Below are 17,316 nucleotides of genomic sequence, written 5' to 3'. Positions count from 1 at the left end.
CCCGGCCCACCGGCGGGGGACGGCCTGGATCAGGCCGGGTCCTCCGTGAAGGAGCCGCAGGCGGAGGCGCCGGTCGCGCAGGTGGTGCCGCAGCCGTCGCCCGTGGAGCACATGAGCTTGCCGTACGCGTGCTCGGCGATGACGACCTTCACGTCCAGGGGCGCGAAGTCGTCATCCAGGCCCGCCAGCGGGGCGGGTGGGGCCAGGGTGGCGCTCGTCATGTTCGTGCCTTTCCTCTTGGTGTTCGGATGGTGTGGAACGACCTGGCTTCCGGCGTTACGCCGAGGGCCAGGAGAGCGAGACCCGGCTGTGCACCTTGTCGATGTCCCGGTCGGCCGGGATCTGGTCATCAGAGGTATTGGCCGGATAGACCCGGATGACCGGGCTGGGGCCGCCGCGCCGGTTGGCCTCCCAGTCGCGCAGCACGTCGGCGACCTTGTCGGCGAACTGCTTCGCGTTCGGGCCGAGGGCGTGCACGCCGTACTCGATGTGCTTGTTGTCCTCGGTGCGGCGGGTGACGAGGTAGGCGAAGGTGTCGTCCTCGACGGCGGCGAGCGCGAACCGCTTGTTCACGGGGGCGACCAGGCCCGTGTCCAGATCCTCGTCGACGGCCAGCGTGCAGAAGCCGGGCAGGCTGATGGCCATTGCCATCTGGAGGGTGTCGATGAGTTCCGAGAGGCCGATGACGACGCCTGTCCACAGCTCGTGGCGCGGGAACGTGACCGCGTTGTCCAGCCGGTGTGGGTCGGCCGGTAGCCCGTCATCGAACTTCAGCCCGATCTCCGGGGTGCCGTTGACGAGAAGAAGTTCCTCCCGATGGGCTGTCGAGCCCTGCATCGGGACGAAGCCGCAGATGAGCGCCGACACGCTCTCCAGGTACGGGCCGTGTTCGCCCGTGATCTGGGTGAAGGCGACCGACCGCGTCAGACCGCGCATCCGCAGCGGCACCACAAGTCGACCGCCCTGCTTGAGCTGCGCGGTCCACGCCGGGGAGATGTCCCAGGCCCCGGCAGTCACCATGATGACGTCGACCTCGCCGAGGTCCGGAATGGGCTCGGCGGCGTCGGCGGTGACGACGCGCACCCTGCCGTAGCCGTGCTCGTCCAGGAGCCGGTGCGCCCGCTCGGTGACGACGGGGTCGATGTCCACGGTGACGACCTCGCCGTGCTCACCCACGAGCTCGGCGAGGTAGGCCGCGTTCAGCCCGCCCGAACCGATCTCCAGCACTCGCATCCCGGGCTTCACCCGGGCCTGCTCCAGCATCATCGCCTGGATCTGCGGGGCGGAGACGGAGCTGAGCTGCACACCGTGCTCGTCCGTCTTGGTGATCACCGCCGCATACGTGTCGTACGCCTTGTCCAGCGGGGTGTCGGGAATGAACGCGTGCCGAGGCACCTTGCGCATCACGGCTTCGATCTCCGGGGAGGAGATGTTGCCGTCCGCGCGCAATTCGTCCACCACCTTGTTCCGGAGGCGGGTCGCTTCGTCGGGCTCGACGGTCGTGTTCGTCATGGACTTCCTTCAGCCGTACGTGTTGGGGGATGTAGGCCGGCATCGCGTGCCGGATGGGCCGGGGGGAAACCTGGCGCGAACGCGCTCCGTTCTCGTCTCTCGTCGGCTCACCGACGGGGCCATGCGCAGAAGAGCGAGCTGGGAGGCCCACGCCTGCGGAGGGCCGTTCGGTGGGCCGGCCCGTGTCGACCAGCCCGCTGGGTGGCTCGCGGGTGGGCAGGGGCGTGCGTCACTCGATCCCCTTGATGTAGCGGGTCTCGATCAGCTCTTCGATCAGGTCAGCGATGACGAAGGCGAGACGGCGGGCGAGTCCAACAGCCTGCCGGTAGACAGCCGGAGTGTGCTCCTCCAGCAGAGGGGCTCCTCGCTCGACAAGTCGGGTCATCTCGGCCGTGGGCGGGAAGCTGTCGTCAGCCACCGTGATGTCGCTGAGCTGCTTCAGGTGTCTGCGGAGGCGGCCGAGCAGGGCGACAGTCGTTGCAACAGGTGGCGGCTGATTGCCGATCGCCGTGTCGAGGTCGTCGAAGACCTCCTCGATGTCGAGCGGTTTCCACGCCCGGAACCGCTCCAGCACGAGCCGTAAACCGTCCGCGTCGAGCGGTGGCGTCCACTCCTCGGCTGGAGGTTTTGGAGCCACTGCGGTGCTCACTGCTCTCTCCCCGCCGAAGCCTCGACCACAGCCCAGGTGACCTTGCCCCACGGGTGTGTCGTAGCCCCACCGCGAACTCATCGCCGCGACCAGACTCAGACCCCGGCCGCTCTCAGCGTTCAGGTCGGCGGTCTTCAGGTGGGGAGCGTCGTGCGAACGGTCGGAGACTCCGATGCGGACGGCACCGTTGCTCGGACGCTCGATGAGGATTCTCGACACCGGGGTCTCGGTGTGCTCGACGGCGTTGGCCAGCAGTTCGGTGACGATGATCTTTCCGCAGTCGGTCACGTCGTCGTCCATGCCCCAGACCGCCAGCACATTGGAGACGAGAGCGCGGGCGCGGCTCACGGACTCGCGTACGCAGGGCACCTCTGCGGTGTAACCCGGGGAGCCGATCGCATTCGGTTGAGCGACGGTCATGGTCACGAGGTCTTTCCCTCCGGCTGGGTTCCCGGTCCGGACAAGCGAGGCAGGACCGGGCTTTCCTCCGTGCCGCCGCACCGAACTCGGCTTGGCGACCGATGACCAGTCAACGAGCGACGAGCGCAACGCAACAGGAAGAGTCCCGGATTCGTGCACGCCCACCAACCGGAAGACTTTGCGTTCCCATTACCCGGGGCCTGGGCGTCTGCGTGACGGCGGTACTACGTTCGGTACATGGGAGGGAATCTCGTTCTTCAGAGCCGATTGGATCAACTCGGTCTCACGCAGGAAGAGTTGGCGGCACGCCTGAACGCCGCGCTTCAGGAGATCACCGGTCGGCCTGGCGACATCTCCTCCCGGACGGTGCGCAACCTGCTCAACGGATCAAGCCGACGCCCAATCGGACGCACTTGCGCCGCACTTGAGCGTGTGTTCGGCTGCCCCGTGGCGGACTTAGGGTTCAGCGCACCCAGCTCCATGCAACATCCCCCGGAGGGCCCCGTGCGGCGTCGCGACTTCATCGCTTCCACCACTGGAACGGCGGCCGCAGCCGTTCCAGTGGTCAAGCAACGTCGGTCGGTAGGCATGACGGACGTGGCCCGAGCATCGGCCGGCATGAACCAGCTCGTGGAGGCCGATGACCGCCAAGGCGGGCACGCCTCCCTGGCGACCGCAGCCCTCGAAGCTCGCGCCAAGGTGCTGGAGCTTCAGCAGCGGAACGCCAGCGAACGTGTACGCCGTGCCCTGTACGCGCTCGCGGCCGAGTTCACCACCGTCGCCGCCTGGTCGTGCATCGACCTACGCGACCTGGACAAGGCCCGGACGTACCTGCACGAGTCGTCCGCGTTCGCCGGCCTCTCCCAGGACCCGCCCACGGCCATGCGCGTGTGGGTCAACATGGCCATGCTCGCCTACCAGCGGAAGAACTGGCCGGAACAACTCGCGGCAGCGCAGGCGGCCAACGCCTCCCCTGCCGCCCGCAGGGATCCGTTCTTCGGCTCCATGGGCCGCGTCCGTCTCGCGCTCGCCCACTCGTCGCTGGGGGACCTGCAGGCCGCTCGGCGGGCCCTGGGCGCAGCGCAGGAGAACTACCGGAAGGCGACCGAGGACGAGCGTCCTCGATGGACCGCGTTCTACGGGTCGGCCGAACTCAACCACCTCGCGGCGATCATCCTCAACCACAACGGGGAGCCTGCCGAAGCCGAGGCAATGGCGCACCGAGCCCTGGCCAGGATCCCGGCGGAGTTCCAGCGCAACCGTGCGCTGGCCACCTGCCAGCTCGCCCTGGCACAACTCCGCCAGGGCGAGCCCGAGCAGGCCACGGCGACCGCGGCCACCGTCTTCACGATCATGGAGGGCGCTCCACTGCCGGGGCGCATGCGCACCCTGATCGGAGACTTCCACCGAGACCTGTTCCGGCTGGCGCCGTCGACGACGTACGCCCGCGACTGGGCAGACCGAATGAGAGATGAATGGAGTCGAACGTGACCAGGGTGATCGACCTGCGGCACTACGGCCAGGGAAGCCTCCCCGAGGGCTTCAAGCAGATGCTGATCGATGTGCACGCCGACGCCTACGCCGACGCGATGGACAACGAGTTCAATCAGCGGTTCCCATGGTTCGTCGATCACTGGTCAGGGATGGACGGCTTCAGCTGCGTCGTCGCATTCGACGGCGACGAGCCGACCGGCTTCGCGTACGGCGCTCCGCTCCAGCCGGGCCGTGAGTGGTGGCGTTCCACAGCGTTCGCGCCGAACAACGGGTACACCGCGACCTACGCCGTCTCCGAGGTCATGGTGCGCCCGCGGTGGCGGAAGCAGGGGATCTCGGAGCGGCTCCACGAATCCCTGCTGAAGGAACGCGGCGAGGATCTCGCGGTGCTCCTGGTCGACATGACGCACCCGAAGGTTCAGGACCTGTACGAGACGTGGGGCTACGAGAAGGCGGGCGAGCAGCAGCCCTTCGCCGACTCTCCGGTGTATGCGGTCATGGTGAAGAGGTTGCACCCCTGAGCAGCCCTGCTTCCGAATCGTCCACGTACGACGTCATTTGCCTTACCAGCTCGTGATCGCTGCAGGCAGGGGCAAGCATCGTCGGTGAGTTCGGATTAGCCAGTGGAGAGGCGGCCGTGTCATGGCCGTATATGTAAGCCGAAATCGGACGGATGCATCGCCAAAGCGAGCTGCGGAGCCGGACAGCGAGTTCTTCGAGAGAATCGCCGGCCCTTTTTGGGATCAGGTAAGGGATGTGATCAACGAGTGGTGGTCGCACCTTCCGGTCCAGTCTCGACCCGGCATGCGCAGTAGGCTGCTGGACCGTAACTCTGGCACGAATGTGTTCTCGGCGTTGTGGGAGCTCTACCTGCACGAAATGCTGCTCGGCTCCGGCTGCAAGGTGGCGATCGAGCATCGTGTCGGAACCGGTGGTAAGAACCCCGACTTCCTTGTCAGTCGAGAGGGCGAACGATTCGTCATCGAGGCGATCTGGTCGGCCCAGCGCTTGGCGGGCATGGGTGGCCAAATCCCACCCCCGTTGGTCGACGCCATCGACAATGTGCCCAGCCCCAACTTCTTCCTGTCGTACTCCGTTCACGAGATGGGGGCGGCAGCGCCTTCGCAGAAGCGGTTGAAGGAAGGCTTGGCGCAGTGGCTCACCGGCCTGGACCCCGACCAAGTCATCGCAGACTTTGAGCACAAGGTGCCGCTGCCAAGGCATACCTGGCGCGAGGCCGGCTGGAGCCTGTCATTCGAGGCGATACCCCGCAGCCCTGGCAAACGAGGCGACCCGACAGCCAGGGCAATTGGGGTTTACCCCGCGATTACCTGGTTCGACACCGGGTCGGATCGAGTGCTCGACGCGGTAAAGAAGAAGGGGAGTAAGTATGGTGACTTGGGGATGCCATTCATCGTGGCGGTGGGCCATGCAGCTTTCTTCCCTGAAAACCGAGACATCGAGACAGCGCTGTACGGGGCCTCGATCGAATACGCACACACCGACACTCCGGTCTTCGGCCGACTGTCCAACGGCTATTGGAACTCCACCTATGACCACGCCCACGGAAGAGTCAGCGGCGTGCTCACCGTAGACAACCCAGCACCCTGGACCTGGGCACAGAACACCCCTGTTCTTTGGCACAGCTCCGATCCCGCCTCGCTTCCGGCCCCCGTCCTGCCTTCCTGGGCTACCGCACAGCTCGCCGACGCCCAGGTCGAGCGGCGGATGCCGACCTGCCCCATTCAGGCTGTCCTCGGCCTTCCCCGGCTCTGGCCAGTCGGTGATGCCTTTCCCTGACCGCGGCCGGGGCAGCGCAGCAACCGGTTTCGCCAGCTCATCCGGCCGTCGGATCCCGAGCCCATTCGATCGACGCGTAAGAAGGGCGCTTGTGAGGATCCGCCTCACGAGCGCCTTTCATTGTTCCGTCCGCGCGTGAAGGTTGAGAAGACGCTGTTCTGGGATGGGGAAGTCCATGTCAGTGACCTGGACGAAGGCGTTTCACGTCCGTCGGCTGCGGTTGGACGGCCGGAACGGCAGGTGCTCCCGTCTTCGTCGTCAGAAGGTTGGTGCGAGCGCTACGGGTGGCCGCGCTCCGAGCACGTTGGCTGACTCGCTCGGCCGTGGCGGTCCGCAAGCGCCAGACCAGGACTTCGGCTGGCCGGTCCGCTGTGTCGAGTTCCCGTTGCCCGAACAGGTCGGCCAAGGTCTGGCGGGGCGGGGTGCCAGCGGACTCGGGCTGGGCGAGGGCGGTGGAGAGCGCGGGCCAAGCCGGGTCGGCGAGGATGCGATGCGCGTGCTCGGGGGTCGTGGCTCGGACGACTGCGGCGAGCCGATCCTGTGCCTGGGGACTCGGGGCGCGTGCGGCGAGCTGGGCGAGGGTTGGTCGGGCGGCCCGCCGTTGGGCGGTCCGGAGATGGGCGAGGGACTGCTGGGCGGCTGCCGCCTGCTGCTCGTGACCGCGCTGGGCATGCCACTCGGTGAGGGCGATGAGTAGGAAGACGGCGGAGGCGAGTGCCGCGGCGACGAAGTCACCGTCCCTGCGGGTGGGTGCGGTCAGCAGCGTCCTTCCGGCCTGACGCAGGGCGTCGGCGGCCCGGTGCTCGGCTCGGATGGCGGAGCGGTTAACGCGGTTGAAGGCGATGGCTGCCGCTTGCAGTTCTTCCCGGAGCTGGCGCGGCGCCGAGACTGCGGTGTTGTGCAGCAGCTCGGCGAATGCCGCAGCCTGAGCCTGCACTTGGCGCCGCTACCAGCACCTCACCAACCGGGTGCTCACTGACACCGCCGACAAGATGGGCGGCCTCCTCTGGCCGCTGCCTGAGGAGCCGCCTGCCGGCTGACCGGCGTAGGTCCCAGTCCGGCAAGAGGTCGGCCCGAACACATCTGGATTCGGGCCGACCCCTTCGAGCTGGCTGTGCACGCCCACCGAAGTCCTACTCTTCGGCGAGCTGCTCTTCGCCTTGCTCGGTGGTGTAGGGCCGACCAGCCCGGTCCGTGATGACGGCGACTGACGTGGGCAGAATCTCGACCCGGAGCATGGGCCATGCCAGGGGATCGCCACGACCATCGACGTAGAGCAGGTGACGCACGTAGGCGCCCACAAGGAAATCCCGTTCGGCGAGCTCGTGGACGTAGCCCTCAAGTGTCTTCTCCGCGTCCCGGTTGTCGCGCACACTGTGAAGCTCCGGGGCGATGTCCAGGTAGTCCCGGAGCAGGTCCAGGAACTCCACGATCAAGGACTCTTCGTCGTCAGGAAGACCGTCCGGCAGGGCGTACTCGAACGCCACACTCGTCTTGATCATGTTCCATAGAGGGTTCCCCCGGGTGATCAGTACCAACGCCCGGGGCTGCGGGAAAGCCGGGTCGGGAACGAGCTTCACGCCGCCTGAGGCGCCGTCGTCCAGTGAGCGCCGGACCCAAGCGGCATGCCGCTCCTTGATCTCCCTGAGTCGCCCTACCGTGAAGTGGGCTGGTTGATCATCGATCTGCTTGTGGTGCCTACTGCACAGCAGCAGCAGATTCGCATGGCTGTGCTTGGAGGCGTCGTCCAGGTCCCCCGCCCGCGGACCGCCTTTGGAACGAGCCACGATGTGCGCCTCTTCGCCGAACACGGACGGATCATCACAGTCCGTCCCTGGGGTGATCACCTCGCCACGGCAGATTGCACATCTCCCGCCGGCTTCAGCCCACACGATCTTGCGCGTCTTCTCAGAGACCCCCATGCGTGGCACCTTGCCAGAAGAGCTCAGGTGGGCGTAGAAGAACCAGACCAGCTTCTTCTACGCCCAGGGAACCGTCGCGGCCTGATCGCGGCAACTGCAACCCTCAACGCCGAAGGGCCCCACCGCTTGCGGTGGGGCCCTTCGACATCGTGCCCGGTGAGGCACTGGCGGAGGATACGAGATTCGAACTCGTGAGGGGTTGCCCCCAACACGCTTTCCAAGCGTGCGCCCTAGGCCTCTAGGCGAATCCTCCGCCGGGAACATTACATGACCGAGGGCGGTGCTCGCGAACTCGTTCCCACCCCGCGACATGGGGTAGCCTTTGCGCAGCCCCTCACGCGGCGCTATCTGACTGAACTCCCCCAGGGCCGGAAGGCAGCAAGGGTAGGTCGGCTCTGGCGGGTGCGTGGGGGGCGTCTGCTTTCCCGGTGTCCGGATCGGCGGCGCGGAGCCGCGGGCGGGGTGGGTTGTCGGTGGGCGCCTATAACCTCGTAGACGTGTCGTCTCTCGCGCTGTACCGCCGTTATCGCCCGGAGTCGTTCGCCGAGGTCATCGGGCAGGAGCATGTCACCGACCCGTTGCAGCAGGCGCTGCGGAACAACCGGGTCAATCACGCGTACCTGTTCAGCGGACCGCGCGGCTGCGGCAAGACGACCAGCGCGCGCATCCTCGCCCGGTGCCTGAACTGCGAGCAGGGCCCCACGCCGACGCCGTGCGGTCAGTGCCAGTCCTGTCAGGACCTCGCGCGGGGCGGGCCCGGTTCGATCGACGTCATCGAGATCGACGCCGCGTCCCACGGTGGTGTGGACGACGCGCGTGACCTGCGCGAGAAGGCGTTCTTCGGACCCGCGGGCAGCCGGTACAAGATCTACATCATCGACGAGGCCCACATGGTCTCCCCGCAGGGCTTCAACGCCCTGCTCAAGGTCGTCGAGGAGCCCCCGGAGCATCTCAAGTTCATCTTCGCGACCACCGAGCCCGAGAAGGTCATCGGGACGATCCGGTCGCGTACCCACCACTATCCCTTCCGGCTGGTGCCGCCCGGGGTCCTGAGGGACTACCTCGGTGAGGTGTGCCGGCGGGAGGACAGTCCCGTCGAGGACGGGGTGCTGCCCCTCGTCGTACGGGCCGGCGGCGGGTCCGTGCGTGACTCGATGTCCGTCATGGACCAGCTGCTCGCCAGCTCGGGGTCCGACGGCGTGACGTACGCCATGGCCACCTCCCTGCTCGGGTACACGGACGGCTCCCTGCTCGACTCCGTGGTCGAGGCATTCGCCACGGGGGACGGTGCCGCGGCCTTCGAGGTCGTCGACCGTGTGATCGAGGGGGGCAACGACCCGCGCCGGTTCGTCACCGACCTGCTCGAGCGGCTCCGGGACCTGGTGATTCTCGCCGCGGTTCCGGACGCCGCGGAGAAGGGGCTCATCGACTTTCCCGCCGATGTCGTCGAGCGGATGCAGGCCCAGGCCGGCATCTTCGGCGCCGCCGAGCTGAGCCGTGCCGCCGACCTCGTCAACGAGGGGCTCACCGAGATGCGGGGCGCCACCTCGCCCCGGCTCCAGCTCGAGCTGATCTGCGCGCGCGTGCTGCTGCCCGCCGCGTACGGCGACGAGCGGTCGGTCATGGCCCGCCTGGACCGGATCGAGCGGGGCGTGAACTTCTCGGCGGGCGGCGCGGCAGCGGGTGTGCCCGCCATGGGATACGCGCCCGGGGGCGAGGGGCACAGCGGGCACGTGGGGCACGGCGGCGGTGCGGGGGCTCCGGTCCCGCCGGCCGCTCAGGGGGGCCCGCCGCAGGCGCCGGTTCCGCCGGGGGGCGGTCCGGCCGCGGCTCGGGCGGCGGTACGGGGACAGGGGGCGCCGGTACCGGCATCGGATCAGTCTCAGCCTCAGCAGCCTGTACCGGCCCCCGCTCCGGCTCCGGCCCCCGCTCCGGCTCCGGCCCCCGCTCCGGCCGCGGCACCGAGCGAGCCCGCGCCGCCCGCGCCCGGTGCGCCTGCTCCCGGTGCCTGGCCCACCACCGCATCCGCCGGAAGCGGGCGGCGGCCCGGCGGCTGGCCCACGGCTGCCGTGGCGGGAGGAGGGCAGGCTCCGGCTTCTGCGGCCGCCGCTCCGAGCGCCTCCGCCCCCGCACCCGCGTCCACGTCCCCGAACCCGCCGGCCTCCGCGCCCTCCGGGGGCGGCGGCGGGCTCGACCCCAGGATGATCTGGCCGAACATCCTGGAAACGGTCAAGAACCGGCGCCGTTTCACCTGGATCCTGCTCAGCCAGAACGCCCAGGTGACCGGGTTCGACGGGACGACCCTCCAGATCGGCTTCGTGAACTCCGGCGCGCGGGACAACTTCCTGAGCAGTGGCAGCGAGGACGTGCTGCGCCAGGCCCTGGCCGAGCAGTTCAACGTGCAGTGGAAGATCGAGGCCGTGGTCGACCCCTCCGGGGGCGGTGCGGCGGCCCCGGCCCCGGGCGGCAGCCCCGTCGGCGGCCGTGGCGGCGGGAGCGGTGCGGGGTACGGCGCCGGAAGCGCGGGTGGCGGGTACGGGGGTGCGGGCGCCGGTGCCGGGCAGCGTCCCGGTGCCTCCCAGTCGGCGGCTCCCCAGGACCCTCCGGGCCCCTCGGGTCCGGCTGCCCCGTCAGGTCCTTCCGCCTCCGCGCGGTCGGGAGGTGCCCCGGCGGCAGCCTCCGCACCCAATCCCGCCCCCGCCCCGGCGCCCCGGCCCTATGCCCCGGAGCCGCCGCCCCCCGTCTCCCCTGAGGACGACGTCCCGGAGGACGACGACCCCGACCTGGACGAGTCAGCCCTCTCCGGGAAGGAACTGATCGTCCGGGAGCTGGGCGCGACGGTGGTCGAGGAGATCACGAACGAGTGATCAGGTGAACGGGTGAGCGAGTGAAGCGGCTCGGCGACGCGGGCCGGCCCGTCGGTCGCCGTCCGGGTTGGAGGAAACCACGAGCCGGTTCGCCCCGGTCCTTCGGAAGCCCGCACAAAGCGAAACTCCCGGATCCCGTTAGGCTGACCCCCGTGAAGGTCCTCGTCATCGGCAGCGGTGCCCGCGAACACGCCCTGTGCCGTTCCCTGTCCCTCGATCCCGACGTCACCGCGCTGTACTGCGCCCCCGGCAACGCCGGTATCGCCGAGGTCGCCGAACTGCACCAGGTCGACGCCCTGGACGGCGCGGCCGTGTCCGCGCTGGCCACACGGCTCGGCGCGGACCTCGTGGTGGTCGGCCCGGAGGCCCCCCTGGTCGCCGGTGTCGCCGACGCCGTGCGCGACGTGGGCATCCCCGCCTTCGGTCCCTCGAAGGAGGCCGCGCAGCTCGAGGGCTCCAAGGCCTTCGCGAAGGACGTCATGGCGGGAGCCGACGTACCCACCGCGCGTTCGTACGTCTGTACGACCCCCGAGGAGGCCGCCACCGCCCTCGACGCCTTCGGCGCGCCGTACGTCGTCAAGGACGACGGGCTCGCCGCCGGCAAGGGCGTGGTCGTCACCGACGACATCGAGGAGGCCAAGGCGCACGCCGGCGCCTGCAGGCAGGTCGTCATCGAGGAGTACCTGGACGGCCCCGAGGTCTCCCTCTTCGCCGTGACCGACGGGGTGACCGTGCTGCCCCTGAGGCCCGCCCAGGACTTCAAGCGCGCGCTGGACGGCGACGCGGGCCCCAACACCGGCGGCATGGGGGCGTACTCCCCGCTGCCGTGGGCCGATCCGAAGCTGGTCGACGAGGTCATGCAGTCGGTGCTCCAGCCGACCGTCGACGAGCTGCGGCGGCGCGGAACCCCGTTCTCCGGTCTGCTCTACGCCGGTCTCGCGATCACCTCGCGCGGTGTTCGCGTGATCGAGTTCAACGCCCGCTTCGGCGACCCCGAGACGCAGGTCGTGCTGGCCCGTCTGAAGACCCCGCTGGCCGGGGTGCTGATGGCCGCCGCCACCGGAAATCTCGCCGATCTGGAGCCGTTGCGCTGGAGCGACGACGCCGCCGTCACGGTCGTCGTCGCCTCGCACAACTACCCCGGCACCCCGCGCACCGGCGACCCCGTCGCCGGCCTGGACGAGGTCGCCGCGCAGGACGCCCCGCACGCGTACGTGCTGCACGCGGGAACGAGGCGCGAGGGCGACGCGACCGTCAGCGCGGGCGGCCGGGTGCTGTCCGTCACGGCGACCGGCGAGGATCTCACCGAGGCCCGTGACCGTGCCTACCGCGCGGTCGCCCGCATCCGCCTCGACGGTTCCCAGTACCGTACGGACATCGCCGCGGAAGCGGCCGAGGCGGCGAAGGCCGCCCGGACGGAGCAGGCGGCACGGGGCGCGTAAGCGCTGCTGTGCGCGCCCCGGCGCGGGTCAGCCGGGCATGCGCCGTCGGACCGCGCCACGAACGGCACGAAACCCCAGGGCCCCGGATCCGTCTCAGGATCCGGGGCCCGATCCTTGCCCTCCGTCATCCACCTTTCCCCCAAGCCATTCCATCGAGTGACCGATGCGGTATCCGGCTGACGAGGGCCGGAGCCCCAACTAGGGTGCCGCGCAAGCGTTCCGGCACTTGGCCCACCGGCATTGCGATGTCGGTGACGGGTGCCACAGTGGGGGAATGGACAACGCCGGGACAGCGTCAGGACCGTCGGGAGGGGGGTGAGGCGGGGCATGAGCGGAGGCGGCATGGGCAGTGAGGCGAGCACGCGGACCGCGCGTTCACGGGCGCTCGCGGTGCTGCGCCTGCGGGGCAGGGCACTGGCCGTCGCCCTGCTGCCCGCGGCGGCCGCCGTGATCCTGCTCGTCGGCGTCCCCACCGGCCATTTCACCGGCATCGGCTGGGACCTCGTCCGCTGGACGCTCACGCCGTTCGCCGTGCTGGTCCTGTTCGCCGCCGCCGGGGTCGCCCTGGTCGTCGCCCGCGCCCGGCCCGCGACGACTCCGACGGTCTCGATCGCCGAGGAGGCCGCCCCGGACCTGTACCGGATGGTGCGCGACCTCGCCGACCGGCTGGGCGTCCCCGCCCCGTCCGCGATAGCGCTCACCCCCGACTGCGACAGCTGGCTGGAGGACCGCACCCACCCGGCGCACGGCAGCCCTCCACCCGCCGAGGAGCACGACGACATGGCGGGCGTGGACCGGCGTCCGCGCCACCGGGCCGGCGCCGCGCCCGTGCTGGTGATCGGCTCCCCGTTCCTGTGGTGGATGCGCGTGGGCGAGCTGCGCGCGGTCCTCGCGCCGGTCGTCGCCGGTACGGGGCCTTCGGCGCATCCGGACATAGCCGCCGCCCGGCGCTTCGTCCGCGGTCTCGACGCGGCGGTGGCGGTGACCTCGGAGCACCGCCGCGGGCCGGCGCTCCGCGCGGTGTTCGCGGGCCTCGGCTGGGTCGCGCGGGTACTGCTGCGCAACTGCCGGGGCCATGCGGCCGAGATGGAGCGCAGGGTCGCCGCGGCGGCGGCCGAGCGTGCCCAGGCGGTGGACTACGGGCTGCGGATCGTCGCCCAGGAGCAGGTGGGACTGGCGTACGCGGGCTGGGACCGGCTGCTCACCCGGGTCGCGCTGCCCGCCTGGCGGATGGGCCGCTGGCCCTCGCGGCTCAACGCGGGGGTGGTGGCCGCGCTCACCGAGCTGTCCCGCCGGGACCGGCTGGCCGAGGGGTTCGCCTCCCGCCTCGGTGAGCGGCCCGCCTGCGATCTGCTCGAGGAGCCCGGCGCGGTGGACGAGGCCACCTCCCTCCTCGCCGCCCGGCTCTTCCACGGCGGTCCCGCCGGGCGCGGGCCGGGCTGGTCGCCGGTCCACTGGGGCGACTACCCGGAGGAGGTCGTCGACCGCAAGTGGCGTACGGACGCGGCCCGCCTCCACCGCGTCCTGGACGCCCTCGGCGTACGTCCCGCCGTCGGCGCGGACAGCCCGGGTCCCGACGGCCCGACGCTCTCCCGCGTACTCGACCACCTGACGGACCCCGGTCCAAAACCGCGCCCGGAACCGGGCCGGCGACCGGACTCCCGCGCGAAACCCCCGCCGCACGCGATCCCGCCCGCACACGGAGAACACGGAGAACACAGGGCACGCGGGGACCGAGAAGCCGCCCCCGTCGCCGGAGTGGACCCGGACGACGCCGAAGACCTCGTCGGCACCACCCCGCGCAGCGTCGCCCTGGCCGCCCGCATCAGCGCCGAAGTGGCCCGCGAGGACGCGGCGGCCGCCGCGCGGGCCGCCGCGGCCCCGGCGGCTCCGACCGCCCCGGCCCCGACGCCCGTCCCCACCGACCCCTCTTCCCTCTGGGACGACCGGGCGCTGCCCCTGCTCCCCCTCCAGCCCCCGCGCACCGGTCGCGAACTGCTCGCCGACCACATCACGGCGATGGTCTGCTGCGCGGCCATGGACACCGCGGGCGCGACGCCCGGGCTCGACTGGCTCGACGGACCGGCCCTCCTCGTGGGCGGTGTGCGCGTCACGGACCTGCCCGCCCAGGTCATGACGCTGATCGAGGAGGGTGATTCCACTGCCCTCCGCCTGTGGCTGGCCCGGCAGGGCATACGCCCGGAGAAGCCGGTCCGGCTGGTCTGAGCCGGGTGAGCGGGGGAGCCGTCCTCCACTCCCGACCATCACCGGAGCCGAACCTTCCGCTTCTGGCCGGTTCGCGACGAAGGGTGACGCGGCGCATGCGTAATGTGATGTGCTTGGGTCGATCGCGCTCCTCGGCCAGGGCTTGCGACACACGACGAGCACATTGCTGACCGCCGGCAACGGGGCGTGCGGGAGGGGAGCGACCATGGGCGCGCGGCAGGGTCACCGCCGGTTCGAGGGGTTCAGCTCCACCGGCGGGGTGGCACCCGGAGGGGCGATCGACTTCCACGTCACCGTCGACCCGCCCCAGGAGTTCCGCGTCGACGTCCACCGCATCGGCCACTACGACGGGCGGGGCGCCGCCCGGATCATGTCCGGCCCCCGGCTCGCCGGTATCGCGCAGCCCCCACCGCTCACCGCCGACCGGACGGTCTCCTGTCATCACTGGTGGCTGTCCTGGCGGCTGCCGGTCCCGTCGGACTGGAGCACCGGCGCCCATGTGGCCGTCCTGACCACCGCCGACGGCCGCCACCGCTCCCGGATCCCTTTCACGGTCCGCGACCACCGCCCGGCCGACCTGCTCGTCGTCCTGCCCGACATCACCTGGCAGCTCCACAACCGCTACCCGGAAGCCGACGGGACGGGCAGGACCGACGCCGACGCCGGCGCCTGCACCGCGACCACCGTCTCCTTCGACCGCCCGTACGCGGGTGCCGGTCTGCCCGCGTACGCCGGTCACGCCTACGACGTCATCCGCTGGGCCGAGCGCTACGGCTACGACCTCGCCTACGCGGACGCCCGCGACCTGCACGCCGGCCGGGTCGACCCCACCCGGTACAAGGGCCTGGTCTTCCCCGGCCCCGACGCGTACTGGTCCCAGGCCATGCGCGGCGCCGCGGAACACGCCCGCACGTACGGCACCTCCCTCGTCTTCCTCTCCGCCCGGACCCTGTACGGGCAGGTGGAACTCGCGCCCTCTCCGTCCGGAGCTCCCGACCGCCTGCTGACCTGCCGCAGCGCCGGACGCGGGGCCCCGGGCCGCAGGGCACCGGGCAGACCGGCGCTGTGGCGGGAGACGGACCGTGCGGAGCAGCAGCTGATCGGCGTCCAGTACGCCGGTCAGGTCCCCGAGCCGCACCCGCTCATCGTGCGCAACGCCGGTCACTGGCTGTGGGAGGCGACCGGGGCCCTCGAGGGCGACGGGATCGAAGGGCTGGTCGCCGAAGGGGCCGACCGTTACTTCCCGCGCACCCCGCTGCCCGAGCACGAGGAACGGGTGCTGCTCGCGCACTCCCCGTACACCGACCGGGCGGGCGCCGGACGGCACCAGGAGACCTCGCTCTACCGGGCGCCCTCCGGCGCCTGGGTCTTCGCCTCGGGCACGCTCGCCTGGCCCCCGGCCCTGGGCCGTCCCGGCCGGACCGATCCGCGCATCCAGCGCGCCACCGCCAACCTCCTCGACCGCATCTGCAAGAACGACTGACCCGTCCGCCGCTCCGCCTGCCTGGCGCGTCACCGCCCGCCGCCCAGCCGCCCCGCCGGATTGGCGTCACCCCTGAGCGCCCGCCACTCCGCCCGCGCAGCGCACGTCACCGCCCCGCCGCCCCGTCGCCGTCCCGCCCGCCCGCCACTCTGCCCGCCCCGTCGCCGTCCCGCCCGCTCGCCACTCTGCCCGCCCGGCGTACACCACAGCCCGCCGCGACCGTCCCGCCGGACCAGTCGCCGCCACCCCCTCCGGTTGGCCGACTCCCACCGCCCCGGCCAGCGGGCGCGGCCGTTCGTGCGGGACAATCGGAGGCACTCGTCCCGCCGTCTCCCACCCACCCCGTGCGAGCCCCCGCGGGCGCCCTGTCCGTTGTTCCGAAACACGCGGAGGAACCGTGTCCGGATTCGTCGACAAGCCCGAGCCGACCCAGGTTCCGGGTCTGGTGCATCTGCACACCGGAAAGGTGCGCGAGCTGTACCGGAACGAGGCGGGTGACCTCGTGATGGTCGCCAGTGACCGCATCTCCGCCTATGACTGGGTGCTGCCGACCGAGATCCCGGACAAGGGCAGGGTCCTCACCCGGCTCTCCCTCTGGTGGTTCGACCAGCTCGCCGACCTGGTCCCGCACCACGTCCTGAGCACCGACCTCCCCGCGGGCGCCCCCGCAGACTGGGAGGGCCGCACCCTTGTCTGCAAGTCGCTGCGGATGGCCCCCGTGGAGTGCGTGGCCCGCGGCTACCTCACCGGCTCGGGCCTCGCCGAGTACCAGGAGTCCCGTACGGTCTGCGGCCTCGCGCTCCCCGAGGGGCTGGTGGACGGATCGGAACTGCCCGCCCCGATCTTCACCCCGGCCACCAAGGCCGCCGTCGGCGAGCACGACGAGAACGTCTCCTACGAGGAGGTCGCCCGCCAGGTCGGCGCCGACACCGCGGCGCAGCTGCGGCAGGCCACCCTCGCCGCGTACACCCGGGCCCGCGACATCGCCCGGAAACGGGGGATCATCCTCGCGGACACCAAGTTCGAGTTCGGCTTCGACGGCGACACGCTGGTCGTCGCGGACGAGGTGCTCACCCCGGACTCCTCCCGCTTCTGGCCGGCCGAGCAGTGGGAGCCGGGCCACGCGCAGCCGTCGTACGACAAGCAGTACGTGCGGGACTGGCTGACCTCCGCCGAGTCGGGCTGGGACCGGGCGGGCGAGCAGCCCCCGCCGGCGCTGCCGCAGCATGTCGTGGACGCGACCCGGGCGAAGTACGTGGAGGCGTACGAGCGTCTGACGGGCGTCCCCTGGAGCTGACCCCTGGAGCCGGGGCCCGTCCCTGTGCGCGCCGGCCTCGGAGCCCGGCGTCCGCGCCGGGCACGAACGAAGAAGACCCCGGCCCATGGGCCGGGGTCTTCTTTCTGCCAGAGCGGACGACGAGGTTCGAACTCGCGACCTCAACCTTGGCAAGGTTGCGCTCTACCAGCTGAGCTACGTCCGCATGCGCCGTGGCGCGAGAGC

Annotated in this window: 13 protein-coding genes, 2 tRNA genes and 1 other RNA gene; 9 read left to right on the top strand and 7 right to left on the bottom strand. The window is 70.8% G+C overall.

The genetic code is table 11. The annotated features are described in order from the left end of the window. Positions 1-29 precede the first annotated feature (29 nt). The 3 genes from ACWZEH_RS16435 to ACWZEH_RS16425 form a co-directional block, all read right to left on the bottom strand. Positions 30-221, bottom strand: a complete 192-nt coding sequence (locus ACWZEH_RS16435) for an FxLD family lanthipeptide (RefSeq protein WP_012380187.1) — start codon at positions 219-221, stop codon at positions 30-32. Between the two features lie 55 nt (positions 222-276). After that, positions 277-1,512, bottom strand: coding sequence for a methyltransferase, FxLD system (gene fxlM / locus ACWZEH_RS16430; protein ID WP_456199228.1), 1,236 nt, complete (start codon positions 1,510-1,512; stop codon positions 277-279). 229 nt (positions 1,513-1,741) lie between these two features. Then, positions 1,742-2,581, bottom strand: a complete 840-nt coding sequence (locus ACWZEH_RS16425) for a DUF6415 family natural product biosynthesis protein (RefSeq protein WP_456199226.1) — start codon at positions 2,579-2,581, stop codon at positions 1,742-1,744. A 618-nt stretch (positions 2,582-3,199) separates the two neighbouring features. Between ACWZEH_RS16425 and ACWZEH_RS16420 the strand changes: the two genes are divergently transcribed. From ACWZEH_RS16420 to ACWZEH_RS16410, 3 genes are all read left to right on the top strand, one after another. Beyond that, positions 3,200-4,072, top strand: coding sequence for an NsdA family TPR-like regulatory protein (locus ACWZEH_RS16420; RefSeq protein WP_456199224.1), 873 nt, complete (start codon positions 3,200-3,202; stop codon positions 4,070-4,072). After that, positions 4,057-4,596, top strand: coding sequence for a GNAT family N-acetyltransferase (locus tag ACWZEH_RS16415; RefSeq protein WP_456199222.1), 540 nt, complete (start codon positions 4,057-4,059; stop codon positions 4,594-4,596). The genes ACWZEH_RS16420 and ACWZEH_RS16415 overlap by 16 nt, the downstream gene beginning before the upstream one ends. 235 nt (positions 4,597-4,831) lie before the next feature. Beyond that, positions 4,832-5,875, top strand: coding sequence for a hypothetical protein (locus tag ACWZEH_RS16410; protein ID WP_456199220.1), 1,044 nt, complete (start codon positions 4,832-4,834; stop codon positions 5,873-5,875). 178 nt (positions 5,876-6,053) lie between these two features. On the opposite strand, the gene ACWZEH_RS16405 is transcribed toward ACWZEH_RS16410, so the two are convergent. The 3 genes from ACWZEH_RS16405 to ACWZEH_RS16395 all read right to left on the bottom strand — a co-directional run bounded on the left by ACWZEH_RS16405 (position 6,054) and on the right by ACWZEH_RS16395 (position 8,050). Further along, on the bottom strand, positions 6,054-6,812 hold the full coding sequence (locus ACWZEH_RS16405) for a hypothetical protein (RefSeq protein WP_456199218.1): 759 nt from the start codon (positions 6,810-6,812) through the stop codon (positions 6,054-6,056). Between the two features lie 196 nt (positions 6,813-7,008). Next, the gene (locus ACWZEH_RS16400) at positions 7,009-7,797 is read right to left on the bottom strand and encodes an HNH endonuclease (protein ID WP_456199216.1); all 789 of its coding nucleotides are present in this window, start codon (positions 7,795-7,797) and stop codon (positions 7,009-7,011) included. 165 nt (positions 7,798-7,962) lie between these two features. Further along, positions 7,963-8,050, bottom strand: a tRNA-Ser gene (locus ACWZEH_RS16395). 72 nt (positions 8,051-8,122) lie between these two features. On the opposite strand from ACWZEH_RS16395, the gene ffs reads away from it, so the two are divergent. The 6 genes from ffs (at position 8,123) to ACWZEH_RS16365 (ending at position 17,112) form a co-directional block, all read left to right on the top strand. Then, positions 8,123-8,219, top strand: an RNA gene (gene ffs / locus ACWZEH_RS16390) — signal recognition particle sRNA small type. Between the two features lie 75 nt (positions 8,220-8,294). Further along, the gene (locus ACWZEH_RS16385; RefSeq protein ID WP_456199214.1) at positions 8,295-10,664 is read left to right on the top strand and encodes a DNA polymerase III subunit gamma and tau; all 2,370 of its coding nucleotides are present in this window, start codon (positions 8,295-8,297) and stop codon (positions 10,662-10,664) included. A 152-nt stretch (positions 10,665-10,816) separates the two neighbouring features. Then, positions 10,817-12,106, top strand: coding sequence for a phosphoribosylamine--glycine ligase (gene purD / locus ACWZEH_RS16380; protein WP_456199213.1), 1,290 nt, complete (start codon positions 10,817-10,819; stop codon positions 12,104-12,106). Positions 12,107-12,433: 327 nt separating this feature from the next. Then, positions 12,434-14,332, top strand: a complete 1,899-nt coding sequence (locus ACWZEH_RS16375) for a hypothetical protein (protein WP_456199211.1) — start codon at positions 12,434-12,436, stop codon at positions 14,330-14,332. A 205-nt stretch (positions 14,333-14,537) separates the two neighbouring features. Next, a complete protein-coding gene (locus ACWZEH_RS16370; RefSeq protein WP_456199210.1) occupies positions 14,538-15,815 on the top strand; it encodes a N,N-dimethylformamidase beta subunit family domain-containing protein in 1,278 nt (425 codons plus the stop codon). Positions 15,816-16,212: 397 nt separating this feature from the next. Next, positions 16,213-17,112, top strand: coding sequence for a phosphoribosylaminoimidazolesuccinocarboxamide synthase (locus tag ACWZEH_RS16365; RefSeq protein WP_456199208.1), 900 nt, complete (start codon positions 16,213-16,215; stop codon positions 17,110-17,112). A gap of 111 nt (positions 17,113-17,223) precedes the next feature. Here ACWZEH_RS16365 and ACWZEH_RS16360 read toward each other — a convergent pair. Next, positions 17,224-17,296, bottom strand: a tRNA-Gly gene (locus ACWZEH_RS16360). Between the last annotated feature and the right edge of the window lie 20 nt (positions 17,297-17,316).

It is taken from the genome of Streptomyces yamdrokensis (assembly GCF_053890455.1).
Note: the sequence above shows the minus strand (reverse complement) of the source record. Positions and strands in the feature narration are given on the sequence as shown.